Source organism: Streptomyces sp. NPDC002054, from assembly GCF_040296685.1.
Classification (GTDB): domain Bacteria; phylum Actinomycetota; class Actinomycetes; order Streptomycetales; family Streptomycetaceae; genus Streptomyces.
Genome location: NZ_JBEOXT010000002.1, coordinates 1 through 16893 on the forward strand (window position 1 = coordinate 1; position 16893 = coordinate 16893).

The 16893-nt window shown below is 68.5% G+C and carries 12 protein-coding genes and 3 pseudogenes; 6 read left to right on the forward strand and 9 right to left on the reverse strand.

Features of this window, described 5'->3' with window-relative positions; all coding sequences use genetic code 11:
* The 3 genes from ABT123_RS01765 to ABT123_RS01775 all read right to left on the reverse strand — a co-directional run.
* The coding region (locus tag ABT123_RS01765) for a beta strand repeat-containing protein (RefSeq protein ID WP_351308224.1) at window positions 1-4469 on the reverse strand (4469 nt) is incomplete at its 3' end.
* 860 nt (window positions 4470-5329) lie between these two features.
* Window positions 5330-5617 (reverse strand): hypothetical protein, encoded by a 288-nt coding sequence (locus ABT123_RS01770; RefSeq protein WP_351308226.1) that lies wholly within the window; start codon window positions 5615-5617, stop codon window positions 5330-5332.
* 948 nt (window positions 5618-6565) lie between these two features.
* Window positions 6566-7396, reverse strand: a complete 831-nt coding sequence (locus ABT123_RS01775) for an alpha/beta fold hydrolase (protein ID WP_351308228.1) — start codon at window positions 7394-7396, stop codon at window positions 6566-6568.
* A 43-nt stretch (window positions 7397-7439) separates the two neighbouring features.
* Here ABT123_RS01775 and ABT123_RS01780 point away from each other — a divergent pair, with 43 nt between their 5' ends.
* The gene (locus tag ABT123_RS01780) at window positions 7440-8069 is read left to right on the forward strand and encodes a sigma-70 family RNA polymerase sigma factor (RefSeq protein ID WP_351308231.1); all 630 of its coding nucleotides are present in this window, start codon (window positions 7440-7442) and stop codon (window positions 8067-8069) included.
* A gap of 751 nt (window positions 8070-8820) precedes the next feature.
* Here the strand turns inward: ABT123_RS01780 and ABT123_RS01785 are convergent.
* Window positions 8821-9810 carry a helix-turn-helix transcriptional regulator gene (locus ABT123_RS01785; protein WP_351308234.1) on the reverse strand — a complete coding sequence of 330 codons (990 nt, stop codon included), beginning with the start codon at window positions 9808-9810 and terminating at the stop codon, window positions 8821-8823.
* A gap of 94 nt (window positions 9811-9904) precedes the next feature.
* Here ABT123_RS01785 and ABT123_RS01790 point away from each other — a divergent pair, with 94 nt between their 5' ends.
* A complete protein-coding gene (locus tag ABT123_RS01790; protein ID WP_351308237.1) occupies window positions 9905-10303 on the forward strand; it encodes a VOC family protein in 399 nt (132 codons plus the stop codon).
* Window positions 10304-10595: 292 nt separating this feature from the next.
* On the opposite strand, the gene ABT123_RS01795 is transcribed toward ABT123_RS01790, so the two are convergent.
* Both ABT123_RS01795 and ABT123_RS01800 read right to left on the reverse strand, forming a co-directional pair.
* Complete coding sequence (locus ABT123_RS01795) at window positions 10596-10895, reverse strand: hypothetical protein (protein ID WP_351308240.1); 300 nt, start codon at window positions 10893-10895, stop codon at window positions 10596-10598.
* Between the two features lie 174 nt (window positions 10896-11069).
* Window positions 11070-11366 (reverse strand): annotated as a pseudogene (locus ABT123_RS01800) (TetR family transcriptional regulator C-terminal domain-containing protein); the annotation flags it as partial.
* Between ABT123_RS01800 and ABT123_RS01805 the strand changes: the two are divergent.
* Window positions 11359-11577 (forward strand): DUF6233 domain-containing protein, encoded by a 219-nt coding sequence (locus tag ABT123_RS01805; protein ID WP_351308243.1) that lies wholly within the window; start codon window positions 11359-11361, stop codon window positions 11575-11577. The pseudogene ABT123_RS01800 and the gene ABT123_RS01805 overlap by 8 nt on opposite strands.
* Window positions 11578-11765: 188 nt before the next feature.
* Here ABT123_RS01805 and ABT123_RS01810 read toward each other — a convergent pair.
* Together ABT123_RS01810 and ABT123_RS01815 are read right to left on the reverse strand one after the other, a co-directional pair.
* Window positions 11766-12236: pseudogene (locus ABT123_RS01810) on the reverse strand (transposase); the annotation flags it as partial.
* Window positions 12237-12400: 164 nt separating this feature from the next.
* Window positions 12401-14278 carry a PAS domain S-box protein gene (locus ABT123_RS01815; protein ID WP_351308245.1) on the reverse strand — a complete coding sequence of 626 codons (1878 nt, stop codon included), beginning with the start codon at window positions 14276-14278 and terminating at the stop codon, window positions 12401-12403.
* A gap of 359 nt (window positions 14279-14637) precedes the next feature.
* Between ABT123_RS01815 and ABT123_RS01820 the strand changes: the two genes are divergently transcribed.
* Window positions 14638-15045 carry an FKBP-type peptidyl-prolyl cis-trans isomerase gene (locus ABT123_RS01820; protein WP_351308248.1) on the forward strand — a complete coding sequence of 136 codons (408 nt, stop codon included), beginning with the start codon at window positions 14638-14640 and terminating at the stop codon, window positions 15043-15045.
* Window positions 15046-15169: 124 nt separating this feature from the next.
* Here ABT123_RS01820 and ABT123_RS01825 read toward each other — a convergent pair.
* Window positions 15170-15343, reverse strand: a pseudogene (locus tag ABT123_RS01825) (alpha/beta fold hydrolase); the annotation flags it as partial.
* Between the two features lie 251 nt (window positions 15344-15594).
* Here ABT123_RS01825 and ABT123_RS01830 point away from each other — a divergent pair.
* Together ABT123_RS01830 and ABT123_RS01835 are read left to right on the forward strand one after the other, a co-directional pair.
* Window positions 15595-16020 (forward strand): nuclear transport factor 2 family protein, encoded by a 426-nt coding sequence (locus tag ABT123_RS01830; protein ID WP_351308251.1) that lies wholly within the window; start codon window positions 15595-15597, stop codon window positions 16018-16020.
* Window positions 16017-16865, forward strand: coding sequence for an NmrA family NAD(P)-binding protein (locus ABT123_RS01835; RefSeq protein WP_351308254.1), 849 nt, complete (start codon window positions 16017-16019; stop codon window positions 16863-16865). The genes ABT123_RS01830 and ABT123_RS01835 overlap by 4 nt, the downstream gene beginning before the upstream one ends.
* The last annotated feature ends 28 nt before the right edge of the window (window positions 16866-16893 follow it).

The window sequence follows — 16893 nt, forward strand, 5'->3', positions numbered from 1 at the left end:
ACGCATGCGGTGCCGTCGGGGTTCACGGGCACGGTTGTGTTGAGGCCGGCTCCGGTGAAGGTGACGGTTCCGGTGGGGGTGCCGCTGCCGGGTGCCACTGCGGTGACGGTGGCGCACACGGTGACGGTCTGGCCGCATACGGAGGGGTTGGGGTTGACGGCTACGGTGGTGGTGCTGGCTGCCTGGTTGACGGTCACCGGTGCGGTGCCGGTCGATGAGGAGAAGCAGGAGTCGCCGTTGTAGACGGCGGTGACCGTGCCGCTGGTGAGGCTGGTGGTGGTGGCGCATGCGGTGCCGTCGAGGCCCAGTGGCACCGTTTCGTTCAGTCCGCCGGGGCCGGTGAACGTGACGGTTCCGGTGACCGTGCCGCTGCCGGGTGCCAGTGCGGTGACCGTGGCGCACACGGTCACGGTCTGGCCGCACGTCGAGGGGTTGGGGTTCACAGACACGGTGGTGGTGCTGGCCGCCTGGTTGACGATCACTGGTGTGGTGCCGGTCGATGAGGTGAAGCAGCTGTTGCCGTTGTAGACGGCCGTGACCATGCCGCTGGTGAGGCTGCTGGTGGTCAGGCATGCCGTGCCGTCGGGGTCCAGCGGCACCGTTTCGTTCAGTCCGCCGGGGCCGGTGAAGGTGACGGTTCCGGTGGGGGTGCCGCTGCCGGGTGCTACCACGGTGACGGTGGCGCACACGGTGACGGTCTGGCCGCATACCGAGGGGTTGGGATTCACAGCCACGGCGGTGGTGCTGGCTGCCTGGTTGACGGTCACCGGCGCGGTGCCCGTCGACGACAGGAAGCATCCGTCGCCGTTGTAGACGGCCGTGACCGTGCCGGTCTCCAGGCTCGTGGTGGTGAAGCATGCGGTGCCGTCGGGGTTCAGTGGCACCGTCGTGTTCAGCCCGGCTCCGGTGAAGGTGACGCTTCCGGTGGGGGTGCCGCTGCCCGGTGCCACTGCGTTGACGGTGGCGCACACGGTCACGGACTGGCCGCATACCGAGGGGTTGGGATTCACCGACACGGCGGTGGTGCTGGCCGCCTGGTTGACGGTCACCGGTGCGGTGGCGGTCGATGAGGAGAAGCATCCGTCGCCGTTGTAGACGGCCGTGACCGTGCCGGTTTCCAGCACTGTCGTGCTGATGCATACCTCGGCGAAGGAGTCCAGTGGCACCGTTAGGTTCAGTCCGCCGGGGCCGGTGAAGGTGACGGTTCCGGTGGGGATGCCGCTGCCGGGCGCCAGTGGGACGACCGCGGCGCACACGGTCACGGTCTGGCCGCACACCGAGAGATTGGGGTCCACCGACACGGTGGTGGCGCTGGCCGCCTGGTTGACCGTCACGTCGAAGGTCCCGGTCGAGCCGACGAAACACGTGTCCCCGCTGTAGGTGGCGATGACCATGCCGGTCTCCAGCACGGTCGTGGTGAAGCATGCCGTGCCGTCGGGGGCCAGCGGCACCGTTTGGTTCAGTCCGCCGGGGCCGGTGAAGGTGACGGTTCCGGTGGGGGTGCCGCTGCCGGGTGCCACCGCGGTGACCGCGGCGCACACGGTCACATCCTGGCCGCACACCGAGGGGTTGGGGTCCACCGCCACCGACACCGTGCTCGACGCCTGATTGACCGTCACGTCGAAGGTCCCGGTCGAGTCCTCGAAGCAGGAGTCGCCGTTGTAGGTGGCCGAGTAGGTACCGCTGGTGAGGCTGCTGGTGTTCAGGCAAGCCGTGCCGCCCCCGTCCAGCGGCAGCGTCACGTTCAGTCCGCCGGGGCCGGTGAAGGTGACGGTTCCGGTGGGGGTGCCGCTGCCGGGTGCCACTGCGGTGACCGTGGCGCACACGGTCACATCCTGGCCGCATACCGAGGGGTTGGGGTCCACCGCCACCGACACCGTGCTGGCCGCCTGGTTGACCGTCATGTCCAGTGTGCCGGTCGACGACAGGAAGCAGCTGTCCCCGCTGTAGGTGACGGTGACTGTGCCGGTTTCCACCGAGGTTTCGAGCAAGCACACCGTGCCGTCGGGGCTCAGCGGCAGCGTCACGTTGAGTCCGCCGGGGCCGGTGAAGGTGACGGTTCCGGTGGGGGTGCCACTGCCGGGTGCCAGTGCGGTGACCGCGGCGCACAGGGTCACGTCCTGGCCGCATACCGAGGGGTTGGGGTTCACCGACACTGACACCGTGCTCGATGCCTGGCTGACTGTCACGTCCGCGGTGCCGGTCGACGACAGGAAGCAGGTGTCCCCGCTGTAGGTGGCGGTGACTGTGCCGGTTTCCAGGCTGCTGGTGGTGAAGCATGCCGTGCCGTCGGGGTCCAGTGGCACCGTTTGGTTCAGTCCGCCGGGGCCGGTGAAGGTGACGGTTCCGGTGGGGGTGCCGCTGCTGGGTACCATTGCGGTGACCGCGGCGCACACGGTTACGGTCTGGCCGCATACCGAGGGGTTGGGGTTCACCGACACCGACACCGCACTGTTTGCCGGGGTGACCGCAACATCCGCGGTGCCGGTCGACGTCAGGAAGCATCCGTCGCCGTTGTAGACGGCCGTGACCGTGCCGGTTTCCAGGCTGGTGGTGGTGACGCATGCCGTGCCGTCGGGGTCCAGTGGCACCGTCGTGTTCAGCCCGGCGCCGGTGAAGGTGACGCTTCCGGTGGGGGTGCCGCTGCCGGGTGCCACTGCGATCACCGCGGCGCACACACTCACGGTCTGGCCGCATACCGAGGGGTTGGGGACCACCGACACCATGGTGGTGCTGGCCACCTGGTTGACAGTCACCGGCACGTTGCGCGCCGTCGGCCGGAAGCATCCGTCGCCGTTGTAGACGACCTGGACCGTGCCGGTTTCCAGCACGGTTGTGGTGACGCATGCCGTGCCGAAGGAGTCCAGTGGCACCGTTTCGTTCAGTCCGCCGGGGCCGCTGAAGGTGACGGTTCCGGTGGGGGTGCCGCTGCCGGGTCCCATTGCGGTGACCGTGGCGCACAGGGTCACGGACTCGCCGCATACCGAGGGGTTGGGGTTCACCGACACCGACATCCTGCTGAGCGACCGGCTGACCGTCACGTTGATGGTCCCGGTCGAGCCGGCGAAGCAGGCGTCCCCGCTGTAGGTGACGGTGACTGTGCCGGTTTGCAGCACGGTTGTGGTGATGCATACCGTGCCGTCGGGGCCCAGTGGCACCGTTTGGTTCAGTCCGCCGGGGCCGGTGAAGGTGACTGTTCCAGTGGGGATGCCGCTGCCGGGTGCCACCGCGGTGACCTCGGCGCACACGGTCACGGTCTGGCCGCATACCGAGAACAGGGGGCTCGCCGACACCGCCACCGTGCTCGACGCCTGATTGACCGTCACGTCCGCGGTGCCGGTCGACGACAGGAAGCAGGTGTCCCCGCTGTAGGTGACGGTGACTGCGCCGGTTTCCAGGCTGGTGGTGGTGACGCATACCGTGCCGTCGGGGTTCAGTGGCACGGTCGTGTTGAGCCCGGCGCCGGTGAAGGTGACGGTTCCGGTAGGGGTGCCGCTGCCGGGCGCCAGCGCGATGACCTCGGCGCACACGGACACGGTCTGGCCGCATACCGAGGGGTCGGGGCCCACCGACACCAACACAGCGCTCGACGCCTGGCTGACCGTCACGTCGACGGTCCCGGTCCCGATGGCGTAGCACTCGTCGCCGCTGTAGGTGACGGTGACCGTGCCGGTTGCCAGCGTGCTCGTGGTGACGCACGCCGTGCCGTTCGCGTCCAGCGACATCGTCTCGTTGAGCCCGCCGGGGCCGGTGAAGGTCACCGAGCCCGACGGGGTGCCGACGCCCGAGGAGACCGGCGTCACGGTGGTACAGAGCGTCACGGCCTGGCCGCACACCGACGGGTTGGGGTCCGCCGAGACCGCGACCGAGACGGGCGCATGCTCGATGACGAGGAGCGTCAGGGGGGAGTTCGACCCGTCGAAGCTCGCGTCGCCGGTGTAGAAGGCGGCTGCCTGGTGGAAGCCGACGTCCAGGTTGCTGATGGTGACCTGTGCCTGCCCGCTCGCGTCCACGGGGGCGTTCAGCACCGGGCCGTCGTCGCTGACGATGAAGGACACGAACCCGGTGGGGGTTCCCGCGCCCGGCGGAACGGGGGTGACCTGGGCGGTGAAGGTCACCGTGTCGCCGCAGAAGGCGGGGTTGGGGTCGAAGGCCAGCGTGGTGGTGGTCTCCGCGAGGGTGACCTCCTGGGTGTCTGCCCCCGGGGACGGGTCGTACTCTGCGTCGCCGGAGTAGTTGGCCTCCACTGCGTGGAGACCGACCTCCAGACCGCTGGTCGTGTACTGCGCCTGGCCGCTCAGGTCGAGCGGCAACGCGATGACGGGCACGCTGTCGATGACGAACTCGACGGTGCCGGTCGGGGTGGGGTCGCTGGGGGTTTCCGGCTGGACGGTGGCGGTGAAGGTGACCGTCTGGCCGAAGACGGATGGATCCGGTGCCGAGGTCACGGTGGTGATCGAACTGGCCATGGTATGGCTCCCTTTCGGATGACCCACGAAAGCAGGAGATTTCCTTCACCCGTATGGCCTAGTTCGGAACGTACGCGGAAGAACTGGTGCGGCGTTCCGGAAGGAGCCCTTGGTCCACGCGGACTCGGGGCGCATCACCTGCTGATATCAGTAGTAGGCATTCCGAGTGGGGTGTTGGGCTAGACAGGTGAACGGAATACCACTCGTTCGGCTCAGCGCACCCAGGCGCGTGACAGGCGCATAATCCAGAATCGCGCGGCGCCGTGGTGCGCTCTTCCGAGAGGGAAAGATTTCCCTTTCCGCCGTCTTCCAGGGTGTTGCAACCTGGCGTGCCGGGGAGTATTCGCGCTCCCGGGACAGTCTGGTGGGCTCACGGGCGAAAAGAAAGGATTCGCCACCGAGATGAACTGCGGGTGTTCCTTCGCGGTATCCGCAATTTTCGGGGGTGTCACAGAACGGCGCAGCCCCTCGGTGCACCGGCTGTCCGGTACGTCGACGGGCTGTCGGTGGGGCGTCACCCTTCCGGCGTCGCCGGAGTGGGGGCGGGATGCCCACCGGAGCCTGCACCGTGTCACCTGCGCGGTGGTGCGGTGCGGCGTATGGCCGGTACATGCCCGCGATGCCCCGGAGGTGCGCGTCCACGGGAGCCGGCCGCTTCCTGTTGCTGGCAGGGGGCTTACTGGCGGACTGCCGTGATGGAACCGCCCCCACCTGCCCTCGCCGGGGGAACACCGAGGCAGGTCCGAGTCCCCGGCTCGTTCCCTTTACCTTTTACCCCCGGGCATCGCACGCTGACACTCACCGCCATATAGTCATACTTATATGCGGCGGAGAAATTGAAGATTCTCCCAACGTTACTGTCAGTCAAGCCAGTTGGCCGCCAGGCCGGTGAGGTAGGAAAGGGTGAGCGCCATGGCGCCCGCCTGGAACCACGTTTCCCCGCCGACCCAGTGGGCGAGCACGGTCACGGCGCCCGCAACCCAGATACTGACGCACCATCCGCAGGTCATCAGGTATGCCGGATGGGATTCTTCGCCGAAACGGTCGGCTACCCGGGAGCGAAAGCCCGCGGCGAGGGTGTCCTTGGTGATGAATCGTGTGACGCGACAGACTGTGCCGAGCGACAGGAAGAAGATCAGCGCACTCATGGAGTTCATCGTAGAGTTTCCGCTCCCGCCCCTCTCGCGTTTCCTCGAATCCGACGGAAGGGCCGAAACAGCGGGGAATGCCGGGAACGCCGGGGTTTTCGACGGGCCGGAATGGGCGCCCCGCGGGGTCGGCGGCCGTGGAGTGGGACCCTGGGCCCGGCGACGTTCCGTCGGCGCGGGGCTCGTCGGCGTTCACCCGGCAACTACGGAGCCCGGCGCGGGCACGCCTTGCCGTCCGCGCCGCGGGGCATAGGGCCAGAGCACCGGGCGTGACGTCCGGGTCCCTCAGCCCCTTCATCAGCTCGGTGATGACCTCGCGGTCCCGTACCTCGCTGCCGTACGGGCCCGGAGCGGCAGTCTCGTCGCGGGGCACGAAGCGTGGCCCAGCAGGGAGCCTGGCGAACCGGTCGACGAACTTCTTGACAGCGGCGATGTCCTCGGCGTGCTCGTCGTCTTCGCCGCCGTCGTAGCCCTGGTCGAATAGGAACTGCAGCAGCGTGCCCGGCGGCTCCGCGTCGAGGAAGGAATCGTCTTCGCCGGCGACCTGGTGGAGCCCGTCGAACGCGCACTCCATGAGGGCCTCCAACGGTGGCTCGCTCAGCGAGTCCCCAGGAATCTGCCCCAGGGCTTCATAGAGGCGGATGGCCTTGTACCAGTCGCCGGCCTCCACCTGTTCCGCCAGCTCGAGCCGGATTCCGTCCGCCACCTCACCGGCGAAGCGCTCCACGGCCCTCTGGGCGATCAGCCGGCTGGCTTCCATGGCGTGCATCAGACTGGCGAGGTGCTCGACGTGCTCTCCGTGCCAGGGGCCCGACTCCGCCTCCTTGGCGACGTACGCCGCCAGCGGGGCGGAGTCCAGCAGCTCGGCCGTTTCGAGCGGGGCGCCCGGCCTCTTCCCACTGTGGGAGCCATTCGCGTCCACGTCAGACTCCAGGGGCGCGAGCCAGGTCATCTGCGGAGGAATGCCGCCGTGGTCGCCACGAACCAGTCGGCGTCGTCGAGCCACGGATAGTGGCCTGCTCCCGGCTGCACCACGAGCGTGGCGTCAGGGAATGCTTCCGCGAACTCGGCCGCGGCCACAGGCGGGCTGTTCAAATCGAACTCTCCAGTGAGCAGCAGAACGGGAGCCTCGCAGGAGGCGAGCGCCGCACGAGTGCTCTTCGGGCTGAAGGCTCCCTCGGCCGCGAAGAGAGCGACAGCTTCCTGGTTGCTCGGCTGGCTGGCTGCGTGGTGCCTCTGTGCCGTGGCGTCCCACCGGCCCCAGAAGAAGGGGGCGACGGTTTCCCAGTCGCTGCCTGTGCCCTCGGAGATCGCCTGCAGGGCGGCGAACGCCGCCGGGAACCACGGCTCGTTCTTCCGGAGCTGCGCGAGCTCGCGCCGCGTCTCTCCCGTGATCGCTACGTCGACAGCTCGGGGGCTGGGGCCGATGAGGGCGAGCTTGCTGACTTTCTCCGGGTGCCGGGCCGCGTATTGCGTCGCAATGTTCGTGCCGGCGGAGTGGCCGAGCAGGTCTATCTGCGGAAGGCCGAGGTGCTCGCGCAGTGCCTCGACATCGTCGACCAGGCGATCACAGCGGTAGGAGGTGGTGTCTTGGGGAATCGCGGACCGGCCGGTGCCGCGGAGGTCCAGGACGATCAGCTGGCGGTATGTGGACAGGCCGCCGAGGTCGCCGAGGTAGACGGAGTCCGTAGGGCCTCCCGGGATGCAGACGACCGGGTCGCCATCACCGATCACGCGGTATGAGAGCCGGGTTCCGTCGGGCGCGGGGAAGGTAGGCATGAGGCGGATCCTGTCAGTCATAACCTGGTTGTACAACCAGGTTATGACTGAGGGTGTTCTGGTGTATAACCGAATTGTGGCAGGTGAAGAGAGCGCGCAGCGGATCTCCGAGACGCTGACCGAGGAACAAGCCGAGCAGATACTCGCCGGCATGAACGAGGTCATCCGTGCGGGCGAGGAGATGCGCAAGCTACGCGCAGAAATGATCAAGGTGTTCGCAGGCTTCGGCTGGACGCAGGAACGCATCGCGCACCTCACTGACATGAGCCAGCCCGCCGTGTCCAAACAGATGGCGAAGCACAAGACCGATGAGCCACGGCCCCCGATGGAGGTGTCCCTCAATCAGCGCGACGTCCCCTGGCTCGAAGGGCGACTCTGGGGCCTCGCTGAGGAGATCTCTGAGACTCTCGATGAAACCGCGCACTGCACCCGCTACGTCAACGCGCTTACCCGGGGGAAGAAGCGCTTCACGCCCCAGAACATCGACGAACTGAGGCGTCTCGTCGAGGAGGACCTGAGGCTGCACCGGGCAGAGCTGTCCGGCGGTTACCAGGCCGCGTACGACGAGATCGGCCGCGGACTTGACCTTCCCTCGAAGGTCACCACCACCACATCGGCATCGGTACGCCGCTCTATCGCTCACCAGATCCAGCGCGACCTACTCAGGGCCTGACGCGTTAGCCGTTCTCACAAGCGAACCTTTCCCGGAGCAAGATCGGAAACGGTCGCCGGGAGCGGTCCGGATCACGGATCCACTGTCACAATCCGTTGTCACTCAAAAAGGCGAACAGGGCGGTTCCCGGAATGGTTTGTGACACCATCCAAGGTCATGACGGCCCCTCAAACCGCACCCGCGTGTGACCTCTGACATCGAAGTTGGGACGGTTGTCACCGAAGTTGGGACAACGAAGTTCTGTGTCACCGAAGTTGATATGTGACGAGGTCAGGGCGGGGACGGTGGAACAGCGCGCTCTTCTGGCACCGGTTGAACCTGCGACCGGTCCAACACCTGCGTGAGACCCAACGGGACCATCCATCATGGCCATACCGGCCGGGCAGTGTCCGGACAGCTTCCTGCGCGTGGGCCTGGCGTCCTGGGACGCTGCTGTGATGAAGACTGTGCGAGGAACCGGCCTGGACCGTCAAGGTGGTGGCTACAGCCGTCGCGCTGGACGAAGAGCGTCCAGGATGCCTGTGTCCCGTCTCAAATGATCTGGTCCGAACCCACGGCGGTGACCTGCGACGACCGGATCAATCGAGACGCAGGACCCCCGGAAATCTCATGCGAACCGGTCCCGGAAGCCTGGATGCCGGGTGTTGTCTCAGTTGATCTGGTACCTGGTGTCTCGGTGCTTGAGGCGCGCGGACCGGAGGCCAAGTGGCCTGGGAATCCGCAGCGGGGATTCTCGCGGTGGACAGCGGCGTCAGGCTTGGCGGGCAGAAGTGGTGAGCCGGTCGGCGAGCGCGATGACGAGGTCTCGGAGTTCGTCCGGTCGCTCGATGACGAACGGCCGGTCGAGCGAGGCGAGTACGGGCGGCAACCAGTCGAGCCGCTCTGCTCTCAATTCGACGTGGAGCCAACGCTCGGTGTGCGGATCTGTTCCTTCCGCGGGCGCGGGCTCCTCCACGCTCGCGACGCTGGCGGGCAGTCGGGTGCGGATCTGCTCGACCGTCCCATGGATCCGCAGGGTCACTTCGTGCCGGTACGCGGCCTTGGCAAGCCCTGACAGGACGCGCTGTGCCGGATCGAGTCCAGCGGGCGGCTCGAACGAACCCGGCAGCGTCCTCGCGTCCGCGATGCGATCGAGCCGGAAAGTCCGGTCCTGGCCGATCTCGGGATCAGTGCCCGTGACGTACCACCGGCCCGTATGGGTGACGATCCCGTACGGGTGCAGCGTGCGTTCGCTTCGTCGGCCGTCTCGGGTGGTGTACCTGATCGAGATCGGGCGGTGATGCCGTACCGCATCGGCGATGGCGAGCAGCACCCCTGTCTCCGGGGTGGCCGACTCGCCGGGCGGAGCCGTGAAGGCGAGGGATTCCATGACGGCGTCGAGCCGACGGGCCAGACGCTCGGGCAGTGCCCGGCGGATCTTGGCCGCTGCCGTCTCGCCCGCGGTCTCGGTCGCTGTCAGCAACCCCGTCCTGCGGCCGGCGACGAGGCCAAGCAACACGGCGAGCGCCTCGTCGTCGTTGAGCATGAGCGGAGGCAGGCGGTACCCGGGGGCGAGCCGGTACCCGCCGTAGCGGCCACGGACCGCCTCAACGGGGATGTCGAGGTCGACCAGGTGGTCCACGTACCGCCGCACGGTGCGCCCGTCGACGCCGAGCCGGTCGGCGAGTTCGGCCACCGTTCTGATGCCGCCCGACTGCAGGAGTTCCAGGAGGGTGAGCACGCGGCTGGTAGGTCGAGCCATGTCCACCAGCCTAGCGTTGATACCGGACCGATTCTGTCCACTATTTGCTTTAGCGTCCGAGGTGCAACAGCTTCACCAACCTGAGGAGAGCACCATGGACTTCGTTTCGATCCGGATCATCACCGGCGATGTCGCGCGCCTCGTCGACTTCTACGAGCGGGCCACCGGAGTGCGGGCGGACTGGTCCACCGAGGATTTCGCCGAACTGCGGACCGCTGGCGCGACCCTCGCGATCGGCAGCACCCGCACCGTGGCACTGTTCGCGCCCGGCTCCGCCCGTCCGGCCGGCAACAGCACCGTGATCATCGAATTCCTCGTCTCCGACGTGGACGGCGTACACCGGAACCTGGCCGATTTCGTCGCCGACTTCGTGACCGAGCCCACCACGATGCCCTGGGGCAACCGGTCGCTCCTGCTCCGTGACCCCGACGGCAACCTCGTCAACTTCTTCACCCCCGTCACACCTGCCGCCATCGAGAAGTTCGCTCGCTGACGACAGTGCAGCCGCCCGGGCGGTGGCCCGTCCAGGCGGCACATTCGATCGGGACCAGATCGTTCGAGACGCCGAGCAAATCGGACCAGATCATTTGAGACCGGGACCAGATTGAGTGAGACGGGACAGCCTGCCGGGCCGCGGATCCCGACGGGGGCGCCGGGGGTCGACGCGGTGCTGCGGACGGGCGGAGCGGCGTTGGTACCCACGCCCCGCCCGGCCGCAGAACGACCCGCCTGGCGGCTCGTACGTCAGGGACCGCCTGCGGAGCGGAAGCCCTCGGGCGCCCGGCTCAGACGTAGCACTCCTCATGGATGTCGCGGATCAGGTTTTCAACTTGGCGGCGGGTCTCGCCGCCGATCAGCGGCAGGGTCTCCTTGAGCATCCGCTGCACGACCACGGGGTCGCTGGTGTGCGGGTCGCGGCCGACCTTCGTGAGCCACGCGCGGCCATCGGCAACCAGCGTGCGGCAGGCAGGGCTGTAGCCGACCGGCGCCGTGGCCGCGGCGTGGGCGGCGGGCGCGAGGGTGGCGACGAGGCAGGCGGCGGCCATCGCGGCGGGCACCGCGAAACGGGCGGAACGACGGAGCATGGTGATCCCTCTCCTCCGGGGAGCGAACGGTGTTGACCCGTCCCATGCTTCGGGCGCACCGGCTGCGGCAACAGCTCGCCCAGTGCACAGGGGTGTGCCCAGAGCGCACGGTCCGCGGCACACGGCGCACCGTGGCGTCCTCCGATCGTCCCCGAGCGGCGAAGCGTGCGGGGCCTATCCCGCCTCCGTCCCCCTCAGCAGCGTCAGGAAGGAGCGGAAGGCGGCCGGCATGTCCACCGAGTCCGGCGCCAGCAGCCACTGTTACTGAACGCCGTCCATGACCGCGGTCAGCAGCGGGGCCGCCTGCTCCGGGGTGAGGCCGGAGGGGAGGCGGTCGCCGAACTCGGCGCGCAGCACCTGCGCCATCTCGGCGCGCACCTGGGCGTAGCGCTCGGTGAAGAACTCCCGCGCCGGATGCCCGTCGGTGACGCTCTCGCCCAGCAGCGCCGAGAAGGTCTGCACGATGCCCGGGAGGCCGGCACTACGGGTACCCAACTGGAAGCTCGAAGTGCACCGCACCGGCTACGGTCCCCGCCCCTTCCGAGTCCACGCCGGCCACTGCCCCGACGGCCACGGCAAGGAGATCACCCGGCACGAGGCCCTTCGCCTCCTGGCCGACGGCACCGAAGCGTGTCCCTTCTGCGGGCCGGACCGTGAGCTCCGGATCGACGGCGCCGCGTAGTCGGCGTCAGCCTGGCAGCGAGCCACGGGCCGGGCTGACCTGCGACAGTGAAGATGGACTGATTGCCACCGAATTTGAGCCAACGCTAGTTTGTGACAACGAAGTTGGGCCGGTGGGGGATTCGTCAGGTGGGGGACGTGGTGGGGGCACCTGCCCAGGCTCGAATGTCGGAGGGTGGCGAAGGCTCAGAGGTAGCCGGCGTGGTTGAGCCGGTCGTTCTTCACCCACCGCCGGGTGATGCTGGTCTTCTTGCCAGAGGCTCTGGTGATGGGCGAGGAGCCCGCGTACGCCTTCATGCCCCGGGCGTCGGCGAAGCGGTTGCGGTCGTCCCCGATTTCGGCGAGCACCCGGGCGCCGAGCTGAACACCGAGGCCAGGGAAGCCAAGGATGATCTCGGCGTCCGGGTGCTGAGGCAAGACTTCCTGCACCGCCGCCTCAAGGACGTCAGCAGCGCAGGCCGCATCCAGCTGAACCAGGAGGGCGAGCATCTGCTTGCCGAGCGCGTCTTCGACCAGCGGCGGCTGGTGGGCCCAGTCGCTCCGAAAGACCTGACGGAGCCGCTCAACCTCAGCTTCGATGCCACGCTGGCGGCCGGCACGCTTGAGAGCGGCCCGGAGCTGCGTGCGGGTCAACCGGGCCGCGAGGGCCGCAGTTGGAGCGGCCTTGTCCACGCTCGTCGGCTCCACTCCTGCACCGACTCCTCGATGACGCGGACGGCGGTATCGGCACAGGGCGCGTGGCGTTGAGAACGGCACCGACACGCACGAGCTCGCGAATCGGTACCGGCCGTGCTGAGCGCACGTCCGGCGGCCGACACCCCCCGTCAACGACGCGGGGCGGGCAACGGCAGGGCGAACCAAACGGCCTTGCCCTCCGCCGTCGGGAGGGTGCCCCAGGAGCTGGCGAGGGAGTCGACGAGGAGCAGGCCTCGGCCCGATTCCGCTTCCGGGGCGGCGAAGCGGGCTTGGGGAAGCACCGGGCTCCCGTCGCAGACCTCGACCCCCAGCTCCCCTCCGGCCTGCCGCATCCGGAGCCGGAGCGGGCCACGGCCGTGGCGCACCGCGTTGGAAAGGAGCTCGGAGACCAGCAGACAGGCCGTCTCTCGCAGCTGTTCGTCGTCCATGCCCCACGCGGCCAGTGTGGAGCGCAGGAACCGGCGGCCTTCACCCACGCTCATCGGATCGGCGTCCAGGACCACGGTCCGCGAAGTGGCCGGTATCTCCGGGATACGCACGAGCAGGAGGGTAACGTCGTCCGAATTGTCGTCGACGTCCGGAAGGATCTCACTCAGCAGCCGGTCGGCTGCGGCTTCCAGGGATCCGGTCGTCGCGAGGCCCTTCTCCAGCACAGCGGCGAGCCCGTCGACCTGCTCTTCGATGTCGCTTCCCGGGGTCTCCACGAGCCCGTCCGTGTACATCGCCAGCACCGAGCCGGGTGCGACTCTGTGCCGGCTCTCGTGGTGGGGTACCTCGCCGACCCCGAGCGGGACGCTGACATCCGCCGGGAGCCGGGTCACCTCGCCCCCGGGACCGGCCAACAGGACGGGCAGGTGTCCGGCCGAACAGACGGTGACCTCGGCCGCGTCGGCGTCGACGACGAGGTAGCAACAGGTGACGAACTGATCCGGGAGTTCACTCACCACGGCGTCAAGGGCGCGCATCAGCTGCCAGGGCGGCATCCCGGTCTTGGCCAGGGCGTGGGAGGCGGATCGCAGCTGCCCCATGACAGCGGCGGCATCCAGGCCGCGCCCCATCACATCGCCGATCATGACGCCGATGCGACCACCGCCCAGAGGGATCAGGTCGAACCAGTCTCCACCCACCCCGGCACCCTGCCGGGCCGGGAAGTAGCGGCTGGCCGTCGGCATCCCCGGCACGTCGGGCGGTGAGCCCATGAGGCTGCGCTGGAGGGTGAGGGCGACATGACGCTGCTGCTCGTAGAGCTGGGCGAGCGTTTCCTCGGCGGCCTTGCGTCCGGTGACGTCGCGAATGGCCGCGGAGACAAGGGTACCGTCGGGGGTCTCCAGGGGGCTGAGACTGATCTCGACCGGGAACTCGTCCCCGCCCCGGCGCAGCCCGTACAGCTCCAGGCCCGCGCCCATCGGCCGGACCTGCCGGTTGACGGAGTAGCCCTCCCGGAAGTCGGCGTGGTGGCCGCGGAACCGGTGGGGTACGAGCACCTCCACGGCCCGCCCCAGCAGGTCCTCACGGGCGTATCCGAAGAGCGCCTCGGTCTGGGCATTGACCAGCTGGATGATGCCCCTCTCGTTGACGATCACCATCGCGTCGGGCGCCGACTCCAGCAGGGCCCGGAAGCGCGCGTCGGCAGCCCTGCGCTCGCTGACATCCCGTACGGCCGCCGAGATCAGCAGTCCTTCGGGGGTCTCCAGCGGGCTCAGGCTGATCTCCACGGGGAACTCGCGCCCGTCCCGGCGCAGCCCGTACAGTTCCAGCCCCGCTCCCATCGGGCGCACCTGGCGGCTGGCCGCGTAGCCGATCCGATGGGCGGGGTGCTGGCCGCGGAAGCGCTCGGGCACCAGGACGTCGATGGAGTGTCCCAGCAGTTCCTCGCGGGGGTAGCCGAACAGGGCTTCGGTCTGTGCATTCACCAGACGGATCACCCCGGCGTCGTCCACGATGACCATCGCGTCTGGTGCCGCTTCCAGCAGAGCCCGGAAGGGCTCTTCGGTCGTCGCTGCCATGCTGTGCCTCGCACTCGCCGGATCCCAACAGAAGGGAACATCCGACCACGCGGCCGAAAACCGCACCCCTGATTGACCGAGATCCATCCACAATTGACCGGCTGTGAGCGTGCCCGCTTGTACCGGGGCGGCGCCCTGCCGTTCCGGGGCCGACCGCCCCCGGGCGCATACGCGTACAGGGTGGACGCATCGGGGCTCAGCAGCATCCGCACCTCGTCGACTCATACCGGACCGACGCGGAACCATGACGCCGGACTGTCGACCGGGCATTCTCGGTAGCGTGACCATCCGGTGCATGGGGTGTCCATGTGTCCGGCTGGTCCGTGCGGGGCCTTTCGGCGGAGAGTGATGAGGCTGCAATGAGTGAACTGACGAAGCCCGAGGTCGAGGTTCCTGAGGGTGACGCTCCTACCGAGCTGACCATCCGGGATCTGGTCGTCGGGGACGGGGCTGAGGTGAAGCCGGGCATGGTGGTCAGGGTCCACTATGTCGGGGTGACCTTCGAGACCGGGAAGGAGTTCGATGCCTCCTGGGACCGGGGCCAGCCGTTCAAGTTCGCCCTGGGCAGTGGCAGGGTCATCAAGGGCTGGGACCGGGGGGTGAGGGGGATGAGGGTCGGCGGTCGGCGCGAGATCATCGTTCCGCCGCGCCTCGGCTACGGCAATCAGTCGCCCTCGCCGTTGATCCCGGCGGGCTCGACCCTGGTCTTCGTGGTGGACCTGCTGGACTTGTATTCCAGCACAACCGGGTGGAGCAACGCCCAGTGACCCTGGCCGCTCCTCCCCTTCGACGCGCTGCGTCGTCTCCCGGGTTTGGTGCCGCCTCGTACGCGCGCGCCCACCGGCACCTGGCTGGAGGCGGCTCACGCTACCGGGCAACCGAGTGGCGGCGGGCTTCGGCGTACGCGGCGCCATAGGCGGGAGTGACGATGCGGTCGCTCGCACCCCAGAGCAGGAGGGCGGGAACGTCCACGCGCCGCAGCCGGCGGAGCAGGTTGGGGTCGTGCATGTAGGGGTCACGGTGGAAGCGGGCCGGGTCGTTCCAGGCGTACTCGGAGCACCACCTCACGCCCGCCGGCGAAGAAGTCCTGAACGCGGGACACCGGATCGCCGACGAGGTCCTCGCGACGGCGGCGCGGGCTCATAGGCCGGTCGGTCTGCTCGCGCCCTGCGCATTCCGCGGGGTACCCATGCTTGCTAAGCGGACCGGTAGTCCGTATTGTCGAATCCATACGGACTGTCGGTCCGGTTTCATTCGGTGGCCGCACCCGACAGCCTGGAATCGCCGTGTCTTCGAGCAGAACGGAAGCCTTGATCATGACAACACCCATGACCCCCGCAGAGCTGTACCGCCACGGTCTGCGCCTGCTGGTGGAGAAGGACATCCCCGGCTGGGTGGAGCTGTGGGACGAGGACGGTGTTCTGGAGTTCCCCTTCGCGCCCGAGGGCTGGCCCGCGCGGCTGGAGGGCAAGACCGCCGTCGGCGCGTACATGCGCCACTACCCCGATCACGTCGACGTCCACGACTTCCCCGAGGTGAAGATCCACCAGACCACCGACGCCGAGACGATCGTGGTCGAGATGCGCGGGGTCGGCCGCCTGGTCGAGAGCGACAGCCCCTACGACATGACCTACATCGCCGTGGTCACGTTCAAGGACGGCCTCATCACCTCCTACCGCGACTACTGGAACCCCCTCGCCGTATCGCAGCCCGGCGCCGACTTCGTAGGAGCAAACCGATGAACACCCCCAACGCCACCCTGGTCATCGGGGCCACCGGCACCACCGGCCGCCGTGTCACCGCCGGGCTCAGCGCCGAGGGCCACCGCGTCAAGGCCGCCGGACGAAGTGCCACCCCGGTGGCGGGTGCGGAGGCCGTCCGCTTCGACTGGAACGAGCCGGCGACCTGGGGCGAGGCCGTCGACGGCGTCGACCGCGTCTATCTCGTCCCTCCCATCGGCTCCTCCGACCCGGCCGCGGTCATGCTGCCCTTCCTCCGTCAGGCCCGCGCGGCAGGCGTGCGCCGCGCAGTGCTGCTCAGTTCGTCGGCGATTCCGGCGGGCGGTCCGGCGGTGGGCCAGGTCCACAAGGAACTGCCCGGCCTGTTCGAGGAGTGGGCGGTGCTGCGGCCCTCTTGGTTCATGCAGAACTTCGCCGGCTCCACCCCCCACGCGCGCAGCATCCGTGACGAGGGCGCCATCATGTCGGCCTCGGGCGATGGTCGCGTCGGGTTCATCGACGCGGAGGACATCGCCGCCGTTGCCGTACGGGCTCTGACCGACGACCAGGCGCCCAACACCGACCTGATCTTGACCGGACCGCAGACGCTGAGCTACGCCGACGTCGCCGCGGTCATCGCCGAGGCCACCGGGCGGCCCGTGGTGCACCGGCAGCTGACCTTCGAGGAGCTCCGCGACCGCTGGGCCGCCGAGATACCGATGGAGTTCGCCACCATGCTGGCCGGCATGGACCGTGGCATCGCCGAAGGGGCCGAGGACCGCACCTCGGATACCGTCCAGCGCCTTACCGGCCGGCCGCCGGGCACGTTCCGCGGCTTCGTCGAGCGGGAGGTGGTACGGAACAGTTGATGTCCCAGGACGATGCGCCGAACCCACC

Coding starts and splice junctions, on each gene's coding strand:
- ABT123_RS01775 (WP_351308228.1), bottom strand. CDS start 7,396: ATGCCTACCTTCCCCGCGCCCGACGGAACCCGGCTCTCATACCGCGTG.
- ABT123_RS01815 (WP_351308245.1), bottom strand. CDS start 14,278: ATGGCAGCGACGACCGAAGAGCCCTTCCGGGCTCTGCTGGAAGCGGCA.
- ABT123_RS01835 (WP_351308254.1), top strand. CDS start 16,017: ATGAACACCCCCAACGCCACCCTGGTCATCGGGGCCACCGGCACCACC.
- ABT123_RS01770 (WP_351308226.1), bottom strand. CDS start 5,617: ATGAGTGCGCTGATCTTCTTCCTGTCGCTCGGCACAGTCTGTCGCGTC.
- ABT123_RS01795 (WP_351308240.1), bottom strand. CDS start 10,895: ATGCTCCGTCGTTCCGCCCGTTTCGCGGTGCCCGCCGCGATGGCCGCC.
- ABT123_RS01820 (WP_351308248.1), top strand. CDS start 14,638: ATGAGTGAACTGACGAAGCCCGAGGTCGAGGTTCCTGAGGGTGACGCT.
- ABT123_RS01805 (WP_351308243.1), top strand. CDS start 11,359: ATGCCCGGGAGGCCGGCACTACGGGTACCCAACTGGAAGCTCGAAGTG.
- ABT123_RS01780 (WP_351308231.1), top strand. CDS start 7,440: ATGACTGAGGGTGTTCTGGTGTATAACCGAATTGTGGCAGGTGAAGAG.
- ABT123_RS01785 (WP_351308234.1), bottom strand. CDS start 9,810: ATGGCTCGACCTACCAGCCGCGTGCTCACCCTCCTGGAACTCCTGCAG.
- ABT123_RS01830 (WP_351308251.1), top strand. CDS start 15,595: ATGACAACACCCATGACCCCCGCAGAGCTGTACCGCCACGGTCTGCGC.
- ABT123_RS01790 (WP_351308237.1), top strand. CDS start 9,905: ATGGACTTCGTTTCGATCCGGATCATCACCGGCGATGTCGCGCGCCTC.